This is a genomic window from Prochlorococcus sp. MIT 1342, from assembly GCF_047304495.1.
In the GTDB taxonomy this organism is placed as follows: domain Bacteria; phylum Cyanobacteriota; class Cyanobacteriia; order PCC-6307; family Cyanobiaceae; genus Prochlorococcus; species Prochlorococcus marinus_D.
On sequence record NZ_CP138957.1, the window covers coordinates 2529413 to 2547017 of the forward strand.

Here is a 17605-nt window from a genome sequence, read left to right on the forward strand (position 1 = left end):
GTAGAGCAGCGACTCCATCGACCGGCAAGATGGCGAGGTCAGTCCTAAGTGCCTTGTCTGAGCTGCGTGAGACTCGCCTGGAAAAGGCAAAAGCCCTCAAAGAGCTGGGGAATGGTCCTTATGCCCTGCGCTTTGAGTCAAGCCATCGCACCGCTAACTTGCAGGCGGATCATGCTGATTTGGCCAAGGGGGAGGAGAGGCTTCTCACTGTGTCTGTGGCTGGTCGGGTGATGACCCGTCGTGTCATGGGCAAGTTGGCTTTCTATACCTTGGCGGATGAGACCGGCACGATTCAGTTGTATTTGGAGAAGGCCACCATTGATGCGGCTGCATCAAATGAGCTGGCTTCAGGAACTTTTGATCAGCTCACCACTCTTGTTGACGCGGGCGACTGGATTGGGGTCACAGGCGTGCTTCGTCGCACTGACCGTGGTGAGCTTTCGGTGAAGGTTCAACAGTGGCAGATCTTGAGCAAATCATTGCAACCCTTGCCAGATAAGTGGCACGGTTTAGCTGATGTGGAGAAGCGCTATCGGCAACGCTATCTGGATTTGATCGTGTCGCCTCAGTCGCGTGAGACTTTTCGCCGCCGGGCATTGATGGTGAGTGCAATCCGTCGATGGCTCGATGATCGTGCCTTCTTGGAAATCGAAACACCGGTGCTTCAGGCTGAGGCCGGTGGCGCCGAAGCTAGGCCATTCATTACTCACCACAACACACTCGATCTTCCTCTTTATCTGCGAATTGCCACAGAGTTGCATCTCAAGAGGCTTGTGGTTGGTGGATTTGAGCGGGTCTATGAGCTTGGGCGCATCTTTCGTAACGAGGGGATGAGTACCCGTCACAACCCTGAATTCACGTCTGTAGAGGTCTATCAGGCCTATGCGGATTACATCGACATGATGGTCCTTACTGAGCAGCTGATTTCCTCAGTTTGTACTCAGATCTGTGGGTCTACGAGGATCACTTATCAAGGCATAGAAATCGACCTAACGCCCCCTTGGCGGAGAGCCAGCATGCACGAACTGGTGCAAGAGGCGACGGGGCTTGATTTCATGGGTTTTGCTGACCGTGCGGTAGCGGCTTCGGCTATGGCGCGGGCAGGTTTAGAGGTGCCGTCTAAGGCCGATAGTGTGGGCCGCTTGCTTAATGAGGCCTTTGAACAAGCAGTGGAGGTAAGTCTGATCCAGCCAACATTTGTGCTTGATTATCCGATTGAGATCTCGCCTCTTGCCCGACAACATCGCAGCAAACCAGGATTGGTCGAGCGCTTTGAATTGTTCATTGTGGGTCGGGAAACAGCCAATGCTTTTAGTGAGTTAATCGATCCCCTTGATCAACGTCAGCGGCTTGAGGCTCAGCAAGCACGTCGTCAGGCTGGGGACCTGGAGGCTCATGGGGTTGATGAGGATTTCCTTCAGGCTCTTGAGGTGGGCATGCCCCCTACCGGTGGCTTGGGTATTGGCATCGATCGCTTAGTGATGTTGTTCACCGATAGCCCTTCAATACGTGATGTGATTGCTTTCCCTCTGCTTCGACCGGAGCTCAAAACTTAATCTTCAAGGTCGGGAACCGTCGCAGTGGATAATTAACTCAATGGCATGGTCCTATTTCTATGAGTGGCGAGCGCGTAGGTTTCCGCTTCAAACACGCCGATGCGGTGGTCAAGCGCAATCCCCAGGGTCGATCCAGGCGCGGGTGGGTGATGGAACCCGTTGAGCAGACCACCAGTCGCGGCACCAAGATGCCCGCCTATCGCATTCGCTGGCGTGATAGCGAGCGTCCAGAAATTGTGCTGCAGCACATGCTGATTGCTGATCCAGACCCAACTCCTCCTCCGGAGAACGTGAGTCTTGAGCCTCCGGCCCCAAAAGCCTGACTTAATTAGTCTTGTCGCGTTTTCGCATGAGCTCTTGTAGTTCTTGTTGGGCTGCGAATCGTGTCCAATCCTCTTCAAGAGTGGAGCTATCTCTTGCTGACTGTTCAGAAAGTGCGCAAAATTTCTGCTCGACGTCTTTGAAGCGATTGCCCAGTTGATCCAAATCGGACCAAAGTTGCCGACCCTGCTCCATTAAATCGGCTATGTGTTGATCGGCCCGATCAGCCAGGGCCGAGGCTCCTGCCTTTCTGGCACGATTTGATCGAGTGCTCCACTCCCGAACTGTGCCGGCAAGGGTGAGGAGTTGCCGGCGAAGTTCCTCTGCTTCTTTTTGAAGTTGCTGTCGCTGCCTTTTCAGGTTTTGGTAATGGTCTTTTTGGTGTTGTTGGTGGAGGAGTAACTCCTGATATGGATTCTCGCGGAGGAAGTCGGTCAACCTCTCCTCTAAGACTCGTTCCAGTTCGTCGAGCCAGGTTGAGCTCATGACTGATCTGGGGCACGGGTGATTAGTGGGGCTTCGATCTCTTCTTGCAGGGGTTTGATAGCGCCCTCACGCGAGTGCAGTAACAGTTGGGTGAGTCTTGCCAAGCTTCCTTCCCCTAGGTCAAGCACTGTCAGTCGTTCAAAAGCCTTTCGGTAGATTGCTTCTAGCTCCCGGATCAGGCTTTCACGTTCTTGTCGCACGTTCTGGCGTTGCTGCTCTCGGCTCATTTAGCACTTCTTCTTTCTGCTCAGCTCAGTCTGACGGTTCCAGCAGATGCAGCGAGAGTGAATCTGCAGAGTCGTGCCATCGTTGGTTGATTCTCCAGCCCGCCTTTTCAGCCAGTCTGGCTGCCTCTTCTGGGTTGTATTTGACGCTGTATTCGGTGATGAGTGGTTCTCCGGCGCTGAATGACCAGGTGCTGTTGTCAATCACGATTGTTTGACTGCAGCGGCTCACTAGAGCCATTTCGATGCGATGAAACTCCTCTTGCCAACGGGCTCGATAAGAGAAGTTGTCCGGTCTGAAATCTGCTTCCAGCTCACGATTGAGACGATGCAACAGGTTGCGCGCGAAAGCTGCTGAGATGCCTGCAGCATCATTGTAGGCAGCCTCGAGTTGGATTGGATCACGGGGTTGGTCGAGACCGAGCAGCAGGGGACCACCTCCAAGCAGCTTTCGGAACCGACGAAGCACTGCCACTGCTTCTTTTGGTGTGAAGTTGCCGAGGGAGCTGCCGGGGAAAAAGCCGATGCAGCACACACCCTCGAGCCGGGGGTGGGGCGGTAGCGCTTGCATGCTGCTGTGGTCGCAGCAGATACCTAGCATTGACACCATGGGATAGGTGCTGGCGAGTCTGGTTAGCGAATCCCTTAGAGCTGCTTGGCTGATGTCCAGGGCCACAAAGGTTGACGGCCGGATTGCGTTTAGTAGGGGGGAAACCTTGCGGGCATTGCCGATGCCGAATTCCACGATGACGCCATCTCCTACGGCTTTGGCAATGGCTGGTGCATTCTCCTCTAGTAGTTTGATCTCTGTGCGGGTTAGGCCGTATTCAGGTTGTTCGCAGATCTGGGCAAATAGGCGTGATCCTTTCGCGTCGTACAACACCCAAGCTGGCAGTTGCCGCGGCTGGCATTTGAAGCCTGACTGCACCAGCTGCTTCAGATCCGCAGGGGCGGGATGTAGGTCAATCAGCTCGATGCTCATCGGGCCAGGCGCAGTCCTGCTGCCATCCAACGGTTTGCTGGTGCAAAGAAGTTCCGGTAGGTGTCGCGCTCATGGCCTTCCGGTGTGAGCCAGCTGCTGCCGCGAAGAACAAACTGAGAGCTCATGAATTTTCCGTTGTATTCACCCACAGCGCCTGGGGCGGGAAGGAATCCCGGATAGGGCCTATAAGGACTTGCCGTCCATTGCCATAGCTTGCCGTGAGCATCGTGGATCAGAGGTTGATGCTGTTGTAGGGCCACTTCCCATTCCGCTTCGCTGGGCAATCGAGCACCACCCCACCGTGCGTAGGCATCGGCTTCGAACCAGCTCAAATGGCGCACGGGTGCTTGTGGATTCAAGTGCCGCCTTCCTCCCAGGGTGAATTCTTCCTGCCATTGATCTGCAGGCCCGTCGCCGCGCCAGTACCGGGGAGCCTGCCATCCCAGTTGTTGTTGTACGGCCCAGCCCTCACTCATCCAAAGTTCTGGGCGCTGATACCCCCCATCTGCGATAAAGCACCTGAAGTCGTCGTTGCACACCAAGTGATCCATCAGGGCAAAGTCCTCCAGCCAGATGCGATGCGAGGGCCCCTCGTTGTCAAAATGGAATCCCGCGCCAGCATGGCCGATTTCATAGAGACCTCCATCGCAGGAGATCCAGCGGGCTTGGGTTGGCTCTAAAGGTCCCAGATGATGATCGGCGCCAGTTTGATAAGCAGGCTCTAACGGTTGTCGGCTAAAGCCATCCAAGAGATCCATCAACAGCAATTCCTGATGCTGCTGTTCGTGATGTAGACCCAGTTCTGCTAGTTGCTGGATGTCTTCTTGGTCAGCGTCCGGGGAGGTCAGGAGTTGCGTTAATGCAGCGTCCACCCGTTGCCGCCACGCCAAGATCTCCCTGATTGTCGGCCGGGTCAGGACACCCCGTGAGGGTCTTGGATGGCGTGCCCCGGCCGCTTCGTAATAGGAGTTGAATTGATAACTCCAGCGTGGATCACAGCCTTCGTAGCCTTTGAGATAGGGCTGAAGCAAAAAGGTATCAAAGAACCAGGTGGTGTGAGCAAGGTGCCATTTCGGCGGACTTGCATCGGCCATGCCCTGAAGGCAGAGATCTTCCGGTTCAAGGGGTGCAACCAGCGATTCACTTCGCTGACGCACTGCCAAGAGCAGGTTCAGCATGAGGGAACGGTTTTACTTATCCCCACTTGTGCGCCCAAGCACCACGGCCGAATGGATCTGGTCATAGAAAAGCTCTTGGTCACCGAAGGGCACTGATAGGGAAAGTTCCCTTGGAAAAACGATCCAGGCAATCTACTGAGTGGCATCGATCGATCTGGTCGCAAAATATGTTGGGTTCGCATGTTCTGCTTGGGTTGAATTGATCATCAGTCAGGGCGGTTGAAGTTTCTGTTTCGATTTGAAAACTAAAGTGTAAAGTTTGGAGGCAGCTGAATCCATTATTTTCTGCGTTCATTTTAATTCAGCCTCTAGGCTTCGTGCTGTGATTTGTGCTCTTAGTGCTTGATCTGAGGCTATCTTTTGTCTGGCTGTGGCGCTATAATTTGCTGTTCTTGAACATTAATTTGCCCTGAATAATCCGTTATTGGGTGCGCTTGTCTGCTCTGATATGTGCGGATGAAAAGTCTTTAATTGCCATGAATTTTTTGATAACAGGGCTTTCCATTGTCTATTTTTGTGATGATCTCTTTCCGCTAACATGGTCACACATATGGGCTGGTTTCTAGTGTAGTTGTTTGTTCAGGTTGGTTCAGTAGAGCAGAATTTTTTGTGGTTCTAGCAAGCGCGGTTTTGCGATTGCAATGATCTATATCCGTGCGCCTGCGGGTATAGAATTTGGTCTGATAATTGCTGTTCTATCTTTTGAGCATGGAATAACCTTGCCTTTTTCAATGTTTGGATTTGGTGCGCTTTTGATGCTTTCAAGGGCTTGTCTAAGGAAGCACAATCTTGGCCCTGGTTAAGGCTCTAAATTGAGAGCAGCAAGGTCGCAATAGAGTTTTGAGTTGCTTCATTTCCAGGATTTGCGATTGGAGTTCTTGCTTTGTAGGGTACTTATAGGCTTATGGAGTAGATGCTGATTTTGTCTTAGTTGCTTTTGCAATTATCTAGTTTGCAATTTTAAATGTATTTGCATCACCCTGTTTTGGTTGGATGAGTGATAGGACATGCAGGCATAGACCATCGCTTCTTGCATTTCTCAAGGCTGCATTTGCTTTGACTCTTATCGTGATTGATTCCTTGAAGTTGACTTCCCTCGTCCTAGTCTCGATTGTAGCTGCATGCATATAGGCGGTGGCGGGCCCAGCTTTGGTACTTGTTGACGACGGTCTTGTAATGCGTTGTCAGGTGAGTCATGCAGCCAAGTCGCTGATGAATTTTTCTGGGGACCGGTTACTGCTCTTGGGTTAATCACAGCTGTTTTCATGCATGGGCCTTCGGATGTAGCTTTGTCCATATTATTGTTGACAGTCGTGGACCTTTTTCTGCAGGTTTATGGCGATTTAATTTTCAGCGATAAAGATTATTTTTAAGGCAATCTTTCTTCTGGAAACGAGTCGATTCTGCTGTTTAGCTTTGCGGAAGCGGTTGCAATGGATTGGCCATTAGTACGATCAGCCCATCAATGCTTCGGCGTCACGTGAGCGAACCCAGCGCCGTGGTTGCCGGCACTGTGCTGGCACAGCGCTATCGGTTGGATGCGACCATCCAGAAGTCGAAGCCGATCCAGGGTGTGCTTTGGCGTGGGGTCGACATCCTCGATGGTCAGAGATCGGTGGTGCTTCATCAAATCAGCGATGCCCCTACAAGGCAGCACTTTCAGAAGTTTTGGCCTGAGCTTCAATCTCTTTCTCATCCTCAGTTGCCGCGATGTGGTGAATTGTTCGAGGCGGAGGTCAGCCTCTGGGCGGTGCGATACTGGCAGGACGGTGTTACTTACCGAAAGATTCAGCAGCAACGGGCCGAGTGTCAGTTGCTCTTCGGCGCTGGAGAAGTGTTGCAGTTGCTTTTGCAGCTGATACCTCCTTTGATTGCCTTGCATGCCAAGGGGTTGGTGCATGGTGATATCAATCCCAGCGCCCTGTTGAGGCGTCATCAGGACGGCTTGCCGATTTTGTTGGACTTTGGCTTACTGCAGCCCCAAGGGACTACCCCTTGGGGTGGTGTGACTTCAGCGTATCGCTCAATTGCACAGAGCAGCACCGAACCAGCTGAAGCTTGGATGGATTTGCATGGCTTGGGCGTTACAGCACTGACTTTGCTGACTGGTCGTTGCCCCGAGGAACTTTGGAAAAGTGATGTTCGGGCTTGGGTCTGGCCAGAGTCTTTTGAGCTGGATGGGTCTTTTCTCGATGTGTTGCAGCGAATGTTGAGTGAGGCTCCTGAACAGCGTTTTGAAAAGGCATCGGATGTGATTTCTGCCCTTCAAGCTGTGATCATGCCCGAAAGCATCGGCCCTAAGCTCAGAGCAGATCGCCCTCTGGCACTCGCGCCTCAAGCAGTGCCTTTATCCGATCACCCCTCGAGTACGTCTCAATCGCTCTTGACGGAACATCGTTCTGCCCATCAGCCGCGGCGGCGGCTGCGGGCTGAAGAACGGGAGCAGGCTGCTGAAGGCAGACTTTGGTCTGTTGTAGGTGCCTTGTTGGCGTCTGCATTGGTAGGTACGGCGATTGGCTGGTTCTTGCTCAGCCGTAGTTCCCCGCTAGGGATGGATCCTGTCAGGGATAGAGATGTCGTGGGCAATGTCTCAGTGGAGAGCCCATCAGCAGTAGAGGTGGACCATCGGCAGCAGTTATTGAGTCGGCTGCGGGCTTTGCAGGTCAAACAAAGTTGGTTTCTGCAGTTGGTTGATGCCAGTGTGCTAGCCCGTTTCCCTCATAGAGGTGGTCGCTTCCCCTCCGATGCACTGGACGATGTTCCCTTGCGTCAGGCCTGGAATGACTTGGCTGAGGAATGGTTGGTCAGAATCGAACAGCTATCACCTCAGCTGCGCAGGCGTTTAGGTGAGTTGAAGAACACTGACTGGCAGAAGGAGCGTGAAGCTCTGAGCGAATTGGGTGTGCATGGCCGTGTGATTGAGCAGTTGGTTACGGCAGGAGCACAGAAACTGCTTTTGGGCTTGTTCAATGATCAGAAGCCTCCAGAGCCCTATTTGCAGTTCTGGTATGCGGCAGCTCTACGCAGCCTGGCTGATGTGCAGATCGAAACCCTCAAGGCCAAACATTCAATTCCCACTGTGTTTTCTACAAGGGTTTCTCCTGGGGCTGCGCGCTTGATGTCTATTCAGGTGCCTGCTGGGCATCGACTAGTACTCGAAATCAAGGGCACGCCGTTGATGCAGATGACCGTCTATGGCTCACAGGGTGATGTCATTGCCGAGCGCGGATCGTTGCGCGTGGTGACCCTTGAGCCAGAAGCAGGCTCGCCTGTGCAAGTGCTGGTGACCAACGAGGGTTTGGCAACAGCTCTATTGACCCTCTCTTGTCGTGCCGATCAGCAAGCTTCTATGCCTTGAGCAGCTTTGAATCCGAATCCGTTGCCGGATTCAGCTCATGGCTTCTTTGGTCGATCAGAACACCCTTCTAGAACACCGAGATTGCCTCGCCTCGTGCTTCGGCGAAAGAAAACTTTCTTCAGCCTCCTTGCCCCCCTTGGCTGATCAGTAGCGCGCCAGAGCCGACTTCACTTCTCGATCGGCTTGTTTGCGTTTCTCTTCTTGGCGTTTGTCGTGCAGTTTGCGACCTTTGCCCAGCCCAATCGTGAGTTTGATCCATGAACCCTTGAGATGAAGGTTGAGGGGAATCAGTGTGAGCCCTTTTCTGTCGAGTTGGCCGCGAAGTTTATCGATCTCACGGCGGTGCGCGAGCAGTTTGCGTGTTCGTAGGGGATCGTGATTGAAGTAGCTGCCGGCATGGCTATGAGGGGAGATATGAACATTGTGGAGCTGGAGTTCGCCCTTGCGAATCAGGCAGAAGCCATCGCGGAGATTGGCTTGGCCGGCCCGGATTGACTTGACTTCGGTTCCCACCAACTCAATGCCAGTTTCGAGGGTGTCGAGGATCTCGTATTGATGCCTTGCCAGACGGTTGTCTGCGAGTAGACGGTTGGCCGCGGCTCGAGCAGCAGCAGTCGCTTTTTTGTTTCCTCCCTTGGCCATCTGCGTTTACCGATGCTTTCGACCCTATCCAGGGATCGGTACTCTTCCAACATGGCGATTGTGTCTTCCAGTGCTGGCCGAGCTGATTCCCAGCCGCCAGCGGCAAAGTCTCGGGTGGTAGATGCTTCACCTTTGCCGGAAGAGGCCAGTCCAGCTCGAGAAGATGGGCTTAGGCCTAGACGTTTGGAGGACTACATCGGTCAGCGTGAGCTTAAGCAGGTGTTGGCGATTGCCGTCAAGGCGGCCATGGGCAGAGGCGATGCTTTGGATCATGTTTTGCTCTACGGCCCTCCGGGCTTGGGTAAAACCACCATGGCCATGGTTTTGGCTGAAGAATTGGGTGTTAAGTGTCGGGTTACCAGTGCGCCTGCTCTCGAGCGCCCTCGTGACATCGTTGGTCTGTTGGTGAATCTGCAACCTCGCGAGGTTTTATTCATTGATGAGATTCACCGGCTCACAAGGGTTGCTGAGGAATTGCTTTATCCAGCAATGGAGGATAGGCGTCTCGATCTCACCGTGGGCAAGGGCAGTACCGCTCGCACCAGGGCATTGGAGCTGCCTCCGTTCACCCTGGTGGGTGCTACGACTCGTGCTGGTGCCTTGAGCTCGCCGCTGCGGGATCGTTTCGGTCTTATTCAGCGATTGGAGTTTTATGGCCTGGATGATCTGCAAGCGATTGTTGAGCGGGCGGCGGGGCTGCTGAGGTTGCAGTTAACTGCGCAAGCCTGCCAGGAGATTGCTCGTCGTTGTAGGGGTACACCGAGGATCGCCAACAGATTGCTGCGACGGGTTCGTGATGTAGCGAGTGTCTGTGGCGGGGAGAGCTTAATCGATGCTGCATTGGTGGATGAGGCTCTCACTTTGCATCGAGTCGATGCTCGGGGTCTTGATGCCAGTGATCGGCGCTTGTTGGACTTGTTGCTGGAGTCTCATGGCGGCGGCCCGGTGGGTTTGGAGACTTTGGCTGCCGCTTTGGGAGAGGATCCAGCCACTCTTGAAGCAGTGGTAGAACCATTTCTGCTGCAGCTGGGTTTTTTGCAGCGAACTCCGCGTGGGCGCGTGGTGACTGGCGCGGGGCGACGCCATCTTGGTTGGCCGGAGTTGCCATGAGCGTTCTCCAGGGGTTGAAAAATTGGCTGCCTAGATGGTCAGGGTTGCTTTTGGTTGCGCTGTTGCTGGTCATGGATCCCGTCACTGGAGCAGCTACCCCAGCACTTCAACCTCTGTTTGAGCAGGCACTCGAGGCTTCTCGAGAGGGTGATTTTCAAGCAGCCCTATCTCTTTGGGATGAGTTTCTTCAGCTTGCGCCCGAGCAGCCTGCGGCGTGGAGCAATCGCGGCAATGTGAGGTTGATTTTGGGTGATCCCGAGGGTGCGATCGTTGATCAGACTAGGGCCATGGAATTGGCCCCAGCAGAGCTTGACCCTCATCTCAACCGTGGTATCGCTGAGGAGGTATTGCATCATTGGCAGCAAGCCGCTAACGATTACAACTGGGTTCTTGAGCGCGATGCTGTCAATGCATCGGCTCTTTACAACCTGGGCAATGTTTTGGGCTCTCAGGGCGACTGGTTGCAGGCAGAAGCTCTTTACAGAAAGGCCTCTGACGCCAGCCCAGACTTTGCTATGGCTAGCTCCAGCAAGGCGTTAGCGGTTTATCAGCTGGGCGAATTTGATCTGGCGGAGAAGGAATTGCGTGCATTGATTCGCAGGTATCCCATGTTTGCCGATCCCCGTGCGGCCCTTAGCGGTCTTTTATGGCATTACGGCTCATTTGGTGAAGCTGAAAGCCACTGGAATGCCGCAGTCGGGCTGGATAACCGCTATCGCCAACGGGATTGGTTGTTGGAGATCCGCCGATGGCCACCACAGCCCACGGCTGATCTGATGGATTTTCTTACTTTGTTGGAGGCTCCATGACTCTTCTTCTTCATTGGAGCGAGCGTCTTGATCAAGCTTTGCCCGAGCTGATTGAGTTGCGGCGCCATCTGCATGCTCATCCAGAACTGAGTGGTGAGGAGCATCAGACGGCAGTCCTTGTAGCAGGTCAGTTGCGGGGGGATGGTTGGCGGGTGTCTGAGGGGGTTGGGCGCACAGGTGTGTTGGCGGAGTTGGGGCCAATCGATGGTCCATGTGTGGGCCTGCGGGTGGATATGGATGCTCTGCCAGTGGAAGAGCGCACAGGGCTTGTTTATGCCTCACGGCGAGAGGGGGTGATGCATGCCTGTGGCCATGATCTGCATACCTGCATTGGTCTTGGGGTTGCAAGGGTTTTGGCAAAAGAGGAGTCGTTGCCAATAGGCGTAAGGCTGTTGTTTCAACCGGCAGAAGAATTGTGCGAAGGGGCTCGTTGGATGCGTATGGACGGGGCGACCGATGGCCTCGAGGCCCTGTTTGGGGTTCATGTTTGTCCCGAATTGCCGACTGGAAGTATCGGTGTACGCAGTGGGTGCTTGACGGCTGCGGCGGGAGAGCTGGATATCGAAGTGATCGGTGAAGGAGGCCACGGTGCAAGGCCTCATCAAGCTATGGATGCCATTTGGCTTGCCGCTCGAGTTGTTTGTGGACTGCAGGAGGCGATCAGTCGTCGCTTGGATGCCTTGAATCCTGTGGTGGTGAGTTTCGGGAAGATCGAAGGTGGTCAGGCTTTCAATGTGATTGCAGATCGAGTTCGGCTGCTGGGTACGGTCCGCTGTTTGGACGGGGCTGGTTTTGACAAGCTCCCAGCTTGGATCGAGCAGATTGTTCAGGCCATCTGTGGAAGTTTTGGGGCAGAGGCGATCGTGCGCTATCGCAGCATTACGCCGCCTGTTTACAACGATCCTGAACTCACAGACCTATTGGAAAGTTGTGCTATCTCTCAGATAGGAAAAGAGTGTGTGGTGCGGCTTGAACAGCCCTCTCTTGGTGCGGAAGACTTTGCAGAACTACTGCAAAATGTTCGTGGAACAATGTTCCGATTAGGGGTGAGCGGTCCTAATGGGTGCGCGCCTTTACACAATGGTCAATTCTGCCTAGAGGAGAGCAGTCTTGGAGTTGGTATTCGGGTGCTAACCGCGACCCTATTGGCCTGGATGGATGAGCGTTCAAGGCTGGCTTTGGAGAGGACATGAAGCGTCTTGGCTATCCCTTGTTATCTCTTGCAGCTCCTTTGCTGATCGTTTTGGCCATGCTCTGTTTGATGCATCGGCAGGGCAGCGATCGATTGCAGTCAATACCAGCAGTTTTGGTGGGTGCGGGTCTAATTATCAGCGGGGCTGTGGGCCGCCGCAGTCGCCGTAGCAAGCTGCTTGCAGCACTTCACAGCACCCAAACCGAGGAGCAGGAGCACTGACTTCATGTTGAACACAGCCATGCCTTTATGAGAGTTGGACCTTTAAGCGCTGCAGGACAAGATCGATGCGGTTTTGCACGTTTAGCGGAATGGATTGCGGCTCGGATCAAAAACCACTGCTAGGTTTTGCAAAACACTAGGGGTGCCACTCAACAATCTCTGAGTGGCTGAGATCACACCCTCCGAACCTGATACGGGTTGTGCCGGCGCAGGGAAGTGAAATGACGTGATCATTGGTTTTTCGCCAAACCCTGGTATCCATTTCGCCTTTTGATCATGCGCGCCTCTTGGGTGGCTGCCCGTAAGGGTCAGGCCAATGTCTCGCAAATGCATTTCGCTCGACAGGGCGTTGTCACTCAAGAAATGGACTACGTGGCCAAGCGTGAAAACTTGCCTGAATCGCTTGTCATGGAGGAGGTGGCCCGGGGCAGGATGATTATTCCTGCCAATATCAATCATGCAAATTTAGAGCCGATGGCGATTGGTATCGCCTCCAGCTGCAAGGTGAATGCAAACATTGGCGCCTCACCTAACGCCAGTGATGTAGCTGAAGAGCTCAAGAAGCTCGAGCTGGCAGTTAAATATGGCGCAGACACCGTGATGGATCTGTCCACTGGAGGGGTCAATCTTGATGAGGTGCGCACGGCGATCATTAATGCTTCACCCGTGCCGATCGGCACTGTGCCTGTCTATCAGGCGCTGGAAAGCGTGCATGGCTCGATTGAGAAGCTCGACGAAGATGACTTCCTACACATCATCGAGAAGCATTGCCAGCAGGGCGTCGACTATCAAACCATTCACGCCGGTTTGTTGATTGAGCACCTTCCGCTGGTGAAGGGACGCCTGACAGGCATCGTCAGTCGCGGGGGTGGAATTCTTGCTCAGTGGATGCTTTATCACCACAGACAGAACCCTCTTTTTACCCGCTTTGACGACATCTGCGAGATCTTCAAGCGCTACGACTGCAGTTTTTCACTTGGTGATTCTCTCCGCCCTGGTTGTCAGCACGATGCTTCTGATGCAGCTCAACTTGCCGAGCTGAAGACCCTTGGAGAATTGACTAAGAGAGCTTGGGCACATGACGTGCAGGTGATGGTCGAGGGTCCTGGTCATGTACCAATGGATCAGATCGAATTCAATGTGCGCAAGCAGATGGAAGAGTGCAATGAGGCACCCTTTTATGTGCTTGGCCCTTTGGTGACAGACATCGCACCGGGTTATGACCACATCACGAGTGCCATCGGTGCGGCGATGGCAGGCTGGTATGGAACAGCCATGCTGTGTTATGTGACCCCGAAGGAGCATTTGGGTCTGCCAAACCCTGAGGATGTTCGTGAGGGCTTGATTGCCTACAAAATTGCAGCACATGCCGCTGACATCGCTCGTCACCGTCCGGGTGCTCGAGATCATGATGATGAATTAAGCCGAGCAAGGTACAACTTTGATTGGAACAAACAGTTTGAGCTTTCACTTGATCCAGAGCGAGCCAAGCAGTATCACGATGAAACTTTGCCAGCTGACATTTACAAGCAAGCTGAGTTTTGTTCAATGTGTGGTCCAAAGCATTGCCCAATGCAGACCAAAATTACGGATGAGGATCTTGAAGGTCTCGAAAAATCTCTAAAAAGTAAAGGGAAAGCTGAGTTGTCAGCCTAGAAGGGTGAAACAATCAAATCATCACTTGCTTGACTCTTATGTGATATTTGCATAGAGAATGCATTTGGCCATGATGCGATGAATAAAATAATTAGAATTCTAGACTATTCGCCGTTATAAGGTTTAGATTTTATAGGCAAGCATAAATAGATGGCAAGCTATTTGCGCGTTAAAGTTTTTCCTATTGGCAACCTTAAAAAGGCAATAGCGATCTGCTTTAAGACCTGCTCGCTTCTCGCTGGGTGCTATACATCTTGCATGATTGGGCCTTTAGATTTGCCTCTTGCAAAAAACTATAGCCCAGTAATTTTACCGTCATTGAGAATTTTTTGGTCAACACATCTAGCGTATTGATCACGCTGCAGGCATCAAAGTGAGACTTATCTTTTCGTTGCCAATTCATTCACTAACTGTTGTGAACGTTCTCAATGTTGGCGAAGCGCTATGCGCCCTTGCCGGGCCTGATTTTTTAATTTGAAGATGCTTAATTGACTGCTGATGACCTCTTACCTCTCAGTAAGTTGCTTGAATCGCTATTGCCTCAGCCACGAAAGGACTTGCGCAAAACCCTAGAAGAGGGGTGCCGATGCCTAGAGCATGGCAGCAAGATAGCTCTATCGACAAGTATTTATACCTAATATTTGCGCTAGGGCTGTTGCCTGGGCTAGCGAATTGATTGTTTGGATTATGCTTTTGTCAAATCAATCACTTATCAGTGTTCTAGGACATCTACTGAAGGCTGAAAGCTCTTTAATGTTTTTACTTAAAGGGCTAGAACTTTGTTAGAGGTGGTATATAATTAGCCCTAATCAATCTTAATTGCTAGAAAAATACCTAAGACAAGAGATCTAGTCACAGTGAGAGCTGAGATAATTAGAAATATGGGATATTAAGCTGATTCACGATCAAGTTTAAGATTAATCATATGTAGTTTAGCGCAATCTAAATGGATAGATTCGGGCATCCAATCCTAGTAATAATTGGATTTAGACATTTTTGCATGATGATATTGGCAATACATTGGATAGTGCTTATTATTGGGAAGCTCAATCCTTAAGCTATGAAGCTTTTACAGGTTTTCAGCATCTTTTTGATCGGTTGCTTGGCAGGGTCACAAGCAGTTTTATGCTTTCCTGAATCAGTAAAGCCACCACTTATTTCTAAAAATTCTCCTTCAACAACTAATTTAGGGTTTGGCTTTTAGGATAAAAGTGTAAATCTTACCAAGTTTGCTAGTGATGGAGACATACAATGCGCCAATGATGATCTATGGCAACCGTATGCCTACAAGCTGAGCTTTTTAGCTTTATTATTCGAGATCATGAAGCGTACAATTTTCAAAAATCACAACTTATGTTGGTATGACTACATCTAATTCATATGGGATACGTTATTTTTCGGCAAATCTTAATAAGACTTACCTTTATTCCGCTTGTAGTTGAGATTATCGATCAATTCTCAATTTAATAATTAAGAGATCTAGCCATGACTGCATTTATTTGATCAGTTTAGTCGAATGGACTGATCATCAACCTGGTTTTAAATTGTGTTTTTAATAGTTAGTGTGCTTTTTGCTGACCTGTGATGATCATAAATCCTATGATGAGTGTTAAAAGTGCATTGCAAGCCATCGTCATAAGATTTGCCTGACTAAAAAAATCTGAGAACATCGTAGGCATGCTTGTTCTTATCTATTCTATGTCTTAGTCAAGGGTTGAATGCCATTCAATAGAACAATCTACTCATGCAAAAAGGGTTTGAATGATTTCTTCTATTACTTAAAACCTTATTACAAAGATGGCCATATTCTCATTAGAGAAACTTCAAATCTGTCACCTATAGAATAACTAGCTCTTGAAATCTCGCAATCAACAGAATAATATAGCAAATATATAGCATATGATGACTAAATGAGTATATCAGATTGAATTTTGAAGAGCTTACTTTCTAAAACAGGTGAGAATCGATCTATATTGCAAATTCTGATAGAGCCAGCAGTTTTTTCAAAACAACAATTTGTAGACTCGGGTATGTGGTTGAAGGATTTAAAAAAAGAGCAATGTAATAGCAACAGGAGGCTTTTGACTGGAACAAAGGTACTAAACCTTTGAATTAAAAATATGTTTGCTAAATCTAGGTTTTTGAATACATATTCACTTACCATCTTGATTAATTAAGAATGTATCTTTATAATTGCCGAGCTGCTAGTTTATTGAAACCTGCACAGATTCAATGTCCTATGAGCAACTAAAGGAATTTTTGACTAAAGTCAAACAAGATAAAACTTTGCAAGATCAAGTTAAGAAAGAAAATGCTGACCTAGTTTCTATCGCTAAGGAAGCTGGTTTTTCGATTACGACTGATGATCTGCGCATAGCATACACTGAGTGGGTGAAGGATTCACTAGCAAGCTAAAATAAAAAGATATATCTCTACAGTGCTGTTCAAAATGCCTTTAATAATGATTAGATCTTCATTTTATTCTTTATTTCAATTTTTAAATTTATTTTAGAATGAGAAATTCTTTTTATAAGCTTTCACTCAGGATGTTTGCTCGGCATCTTGAAGAGTATCTGAAGAAATATAAGTAGCAAGTGATTTTTATATTGATTAGATTTTACTGACGTCCGATAATTCCTTTGCTGCCAATATTTAAGCGTGCTTTGCTAATCTAATATAGAAAATTGACATATAAGCGATTTGATTATAAATCAGTAATTTCTACATTTTGTATAAGTAAGTTGATAAGATATAGTCCTTGCCCTGAATTTTTATAGCTTAATAGGCTATAAAAAGTTGTATTACACCAAGCCTAATCCAGAAGAACCCAACTCAGAGATTAAGAAGCCTTCAGATGAAATGTGTAAGGAGTTGTCAAGTCAAGATCGAAAAGATGCTATACGAGAATGGACTTTGTCTGAATGCCAGGAGAGATGGAAATCACTTAAAGATGCACAATCTTCTGGTTCAGGATTATCGATGAAGTAGTGGGAGAAAAGAAATGGTCAAGTGAATTGGTAAATTCAGAACGAGACTCTAGTGAACCTTTAGTCCTAAGTGTAATGATCTGTTTTGCATAAATGATTTTTCTTATCGATAAACAGAAGATGTTAGATTCTTACTATAATGCTATTATTAGGGCCTAATAATAGCATTCGCATGCGACAAATGTTATGGATGACCTACTATAGGTTTAAGATAATTATATATATTTATCCGGATCTAGGATTTTTCCCATAATAGGCAAATAGAGTTGTATCATAGTTTTTTATCCATTTGTAATTGCGAGTAAAGGCTTTTAATTCTTTTTCTATTAACACCTAGATCTCCAAGTCCTAGTCTAGAAGCAGATCTGACTTGAATAATGCCTTTATTTGGTATTTTTAGGATCTCAAGATCATCTGGAAACCTAAAAATTAGGCTTCGTACAATACCATGCCAATAATTTTCTGTTTTTTCTAATACTTTTACCCTTGGCAGGGATTCGGAAATGTTAATAAGCCTGTCGTATGATTTCTTTACATTATCAAACTTCCATTCGATAAGCACACAGTTGGTAGGGATCACGCAACTTGACAGAACACCATCCTTTGTTAAGGCCATTAGCTGTTGAAGTTAGATTTTAGTTGATGAGAACGAAGGGATTGATCTATTCCTATAGAGATCGTTTCGTACATCATCGCTTTGAAATCAATCATATCGATTGATTCGCAGATAATGTCGATTGCAAGCTTTTAATCGAAATAAATGTTCATGTACTTCATGATGTTGAATGATTAGTAATATAAAAACTAATACAGATTAATGCTTTGTTCTATATGCTATATAAGTGGAATATATATATCAAGCTTTATGAAAATCAGAGAGCA

At 49.4% G+C, this 17605-nt stretch carries 15 protein-coding genes and 1 riboswitch; of the genes, 9 read left to right on the plus strand and 6 right to left on the minus strand.

The genetic code is table 11. The features are described from left to right. The first annotated feature begins 29 nt into the window (after nt 1–29). Together lysS and SIB79_RS12740 are read left to right on the plus strand one after the other, a co-directional pair. Nucleotides 30–1556, plus strand: a complete 1527-nt coding sequence (lysS, locus tag SIB79_RS12735; protein WP_081215627.1) for a lysine--tRNA ligase — start codon at nt 30–32, stop codon at nt 1554–1556. Between the two features lie 59 nt (nt 1557–1615). Next, a complete protein-coding gene (locus SIB79_RS12740; RefSeq protein WP_006042532.1) occupies nt 1616–1879 on the plus strand; it encodes a hypothetical protein in 264 nt (87 codons plus the stop codon). A gap of 1 nt (nt 1880) precedes the next feature. On the opposite strand, the gene SIB79_RS12745 is transcribed toward SIB79_RS12740, so the two are convergent. The 4 genes from SIB79_RS12745 to egtB are packed head-to-tail and all read right to left on the minus strand — an operon-like array spanning nt 1881 to nt 4747. Beyond that, nucleotides 1881–2363 (minus strand): hercynine metabolism protein, encoded by a 483-nt coding sequence (locus SIB79_RS12745; protein WP_063403054.1) that lies wholly within the window; start codon nt 2361–2363, stop codon nt 1881–1883. Continuing rightward, complete coding sequence (locus SIB79_RS12750; protein WP_063403055.1) at nt 2360–2590, minus strand: hercynine metabolism small protein; 231 nt, start codon at nt 2588–2590, stop codon at nt 2360–2362. Before SIB79_RS12750 ends, SIB79_RS12745 begins: the two co-directional genes overlap by 4 nt. A gap of 25 nt (nt 2591–2615) precedes the next feature. Then, the gene (egtD, locus tag SIB79_RS12755) at nt 2616–3569 is read right to left on the minus strand and encodes an L-histidine N(alpha)-methyltransferase (RefSeq protein WP_063403056.1); all 954 of its coding nucleotides are present in this window, start codon (nt 3567–3569) and stop codon (nt 2616–2618) included. Then, nucleotides 3566–4747, minus strand: a complete 1182-nt coding sequence (egtB, locus tag SIB79_RS12760) for an ergothioneine biosynthesis protein EgtB (protein ID WP_063403057.1) — start codon at nt 4745–4747, stop codon at nt 3566–3568. Before egtB ends, egtD begins: the two co-directional genes overlap by 4 nt. 1465 nt (nt 4748–6212) lie before the next feature. Here egtB and SIB79_RS12765 point away from each other — a divergent pair. Next, nucleotides 6213–8105, plus strand: a complete 1893-nt coding sequence (locus SIB79_RS12765; RefSeq protein WP_063403059.1) for a protein kinase domain-containing protein — start codon at nt 6213–6215, stop codon at nt 8103–8105. 144 nt (nt 8106–8249) lie between these two features. Here the strand turns inward: SIB79_RS12765 and smpB are convergent, their stop codons facing one another. Then, nucleotides 8250–8747, minus strand: a complete 498-nt coding sequence (gene smpB, locus SIB79_RS12770) for an SsrA-binding protein SmpB (RefSeq protein ID WP_011824876.1) — start codon at nt 8745–8747, stop codon at nt 8250–8252. A gap of 51 nt (nt 8748–8798) precedes the next feature. On the opposite strand from smpB, the gene ruvB reads away from it, so the two are divergent. From ruvB to SIB79_RS12800, 6 genes are all read left to right on the plus strand, one after another. After that, the gene (gene ruvB, locus SIB79_RS12775; RefSeq protein ID WP_063403060.1) at nt 8799–9857 is read left to right on the plus strand and encodes a Holliday junction branch migration DNA helicase RuvB; all 1059 of its coding nucleotides are present in this window, start codon (nt 8799–8801) and stop codon (nt 9855–9857) included. After that, entirely contained in the window at nt 9854–10666 is an 813-nt protein-coding gene (locus SIB79_RS12780) for a tetratricopeptide repeat protein (RefSeq protein WP_063403061.1), read from the plus strand. Before ruvB ends, SIB79_RS12780 begins: the two co-directional genes overlap by 4 nt. Further along, nucleotides 10663–11859, plus strand: coding sequence for an amidohydrolase (locus SIB79_RS12785; RefSeq protein ID WP_063403062.1), 1197 nt, complete (start codon nt 10663–10665; stop codon nt 11857–11859). Before SIB79_RS12780 ends, SIB79_RS12785 begins: the two co-directional genes overlap by 4 nt. Further along, on the plus strand, nt 11856–12080 hold the full coding sequence (locus SIB79_RS12790) for a DUF3188 domain-containing protein (RefSeq protein ID WP_063403063.1): 225 nt from the start codon (nt 11856–11858) through the stop codon (nt 12078–12080). The genes SIB79_RS12785 and SIB79_RS12790 overlap by 4 nt, the downstream gene beginning before the upstream one ends. Before the next feature lie 128 nt (nt 12081–12208). Next, nucleotides 12209–12312, plus strand: a riboswitch (TPP riboswitch). A gap of 44 nt (nt 12313–12356) precedes the next feature. After that, the gene (gene thiC / locus SIB79_RS12795; protein ID WP_063403064.1) at nt 12357–13736 is read left to right on the plus strand and encodes a phosphomethylpyrimidine synthase ThiC; all 1380 of its coding nucleotides are present in this window, start codon (nt 12357–12359) and stop codon (nt 13734–13736) included. A 2232-nt stretch (nt 13737–15968) separates the two neighbouring features. Beyond that, the gene (locus SIB79_RS12800; protein ID WP_063403065.1) at nt 15969–16151 is read left to right on the plus strand and encodes a Nif11-like leader peptide family RiPP precursor; all 183 of its coding nucleotides are present in this window, start codon (nt 15969–15971) and stop codon (nt 16149–16151) included. Nucleotides 16152–16994: 843 nt separating this feature from the next. Here the strand turns inward: SIB79_RS12800 and SIB79_RS12805 are convergent. Beyond that, nucleotides 16995–17339: a DUF1499 domain-containing protein gene (locus SIB79_RS12805; protein WP_063403066.1), complete on the minus strand. Its 345-nt coding sequence runs from the start codon at nt 17337–17339 to the stop codon at nt 16995–16997. Between the last annotated feature and the right edge of the window lie 266 nt (nt 17340–17605).

Bases quoted from the DNA above. Each gene is read 5' to 3' on its own strand.
- SIB79_RS12750 (WP_063403055.1), bottom strand. From the start codon at position 2,590: ATGAGCCGAGAGCAGCAACGCCAGAACGTGCGACAAGAACGTGAAAGC.
- SIB79_RS12745 (WP_063403054.1), bottom strand. From the start codon at position 2,363: ATGAGCTCAACCTGGCTCGACGAACTGGAACGAGTCTTAGAGGAGAGG.
- egtB (WP_063403057.1), bottom strand. From the start codon at position 4,747: ATGCTGAACCTGCTCTTGGCAGTGCGTCAGCGAAGTGAATCGCTGGTT.
- lysS (WP_081215627.1), top strand. From the start codon at position 30: ATGGCGAGGTCAGTCCTAAGTGCCTTGTCTGAGCTGCGTGAGACTCGC.
- SIB79_RS12805 (WP_063403066.1), bottom strand. From the start codon at position 17,339: ATGGCCTTAACAAAGGATGGTGTTCTGTCAAGTTGCGTGATCCCTACC.
- SIB79_RS12785 (WP_063403062.1), top strand. From the start codon at position 10,663: ATGACTCTTCTTCTTCATTGGAGCGAGCGTCTTGATCAAGCTTTGCCC.
- thiC (WP_063403064.1), top strand. From the start codon at position 12,357: ATGCGCGCCTCTTGGGTGGCTGCCCGTAAGGGTCAGGCCAATGTCTCG.
- egtD (WP_063403056.1), bottom strand. From the start codon at position 3,569: ATGAGCATCGAGCTGATTGACCTACATCCCGCCCCTGCGGATCTGAAG.
- SIB79_RS12790 (WP_063403063.1), top strand. From the start codon at position 11,856: ATGAAGCGTCTTGGCTATCCCTTGTTATCTCTTGCAGCTCCTTTGCTG.
- smpB (WP_011824876.1), bottom strand. From the start codon at position 8,747: ATGGCCAAGGGAGGAAACAAAAAAGCGACTGCTGCTGCTCGAGCCGCG.
- SIB79_RS12780 (WP_063403061.1), top strand. From the start codon at position 9,854: ATGAGCGTTCTCCAGGGGTTGAAAAATTGGCTGCCTAGATGGTCAGGG.
- SIB79_RS12765 (WP_063403059.1), top strand. From the start codon at position 6,213: ATGCTTCGGCGTCACGTGAGCGAACCCAGCGCCGTGGTTGCCGGCACT.
- SIB79_RS12740 (WP_006042532.1), top strand. From the start codon at position 1,616: ATGAGTGGCGAGCGCGTAGGTTTCCGCTTCAAACACGCCGATGCGGTG.
- SIB79_RS12800 (WP_063403065.1), top strand. From the start codon at position 15,969: ATGTCCTATGAGCAACTAAAGGAATTTTTGACTAAAGTCAAACAAGAT.
- ruvB (WP_063403060.1), top strand. From the start codon at position 8,799: ATGGCGATTGTGTCTTCCAGTGCTGGCCGAGCTGATTCCCAGCCGCCA.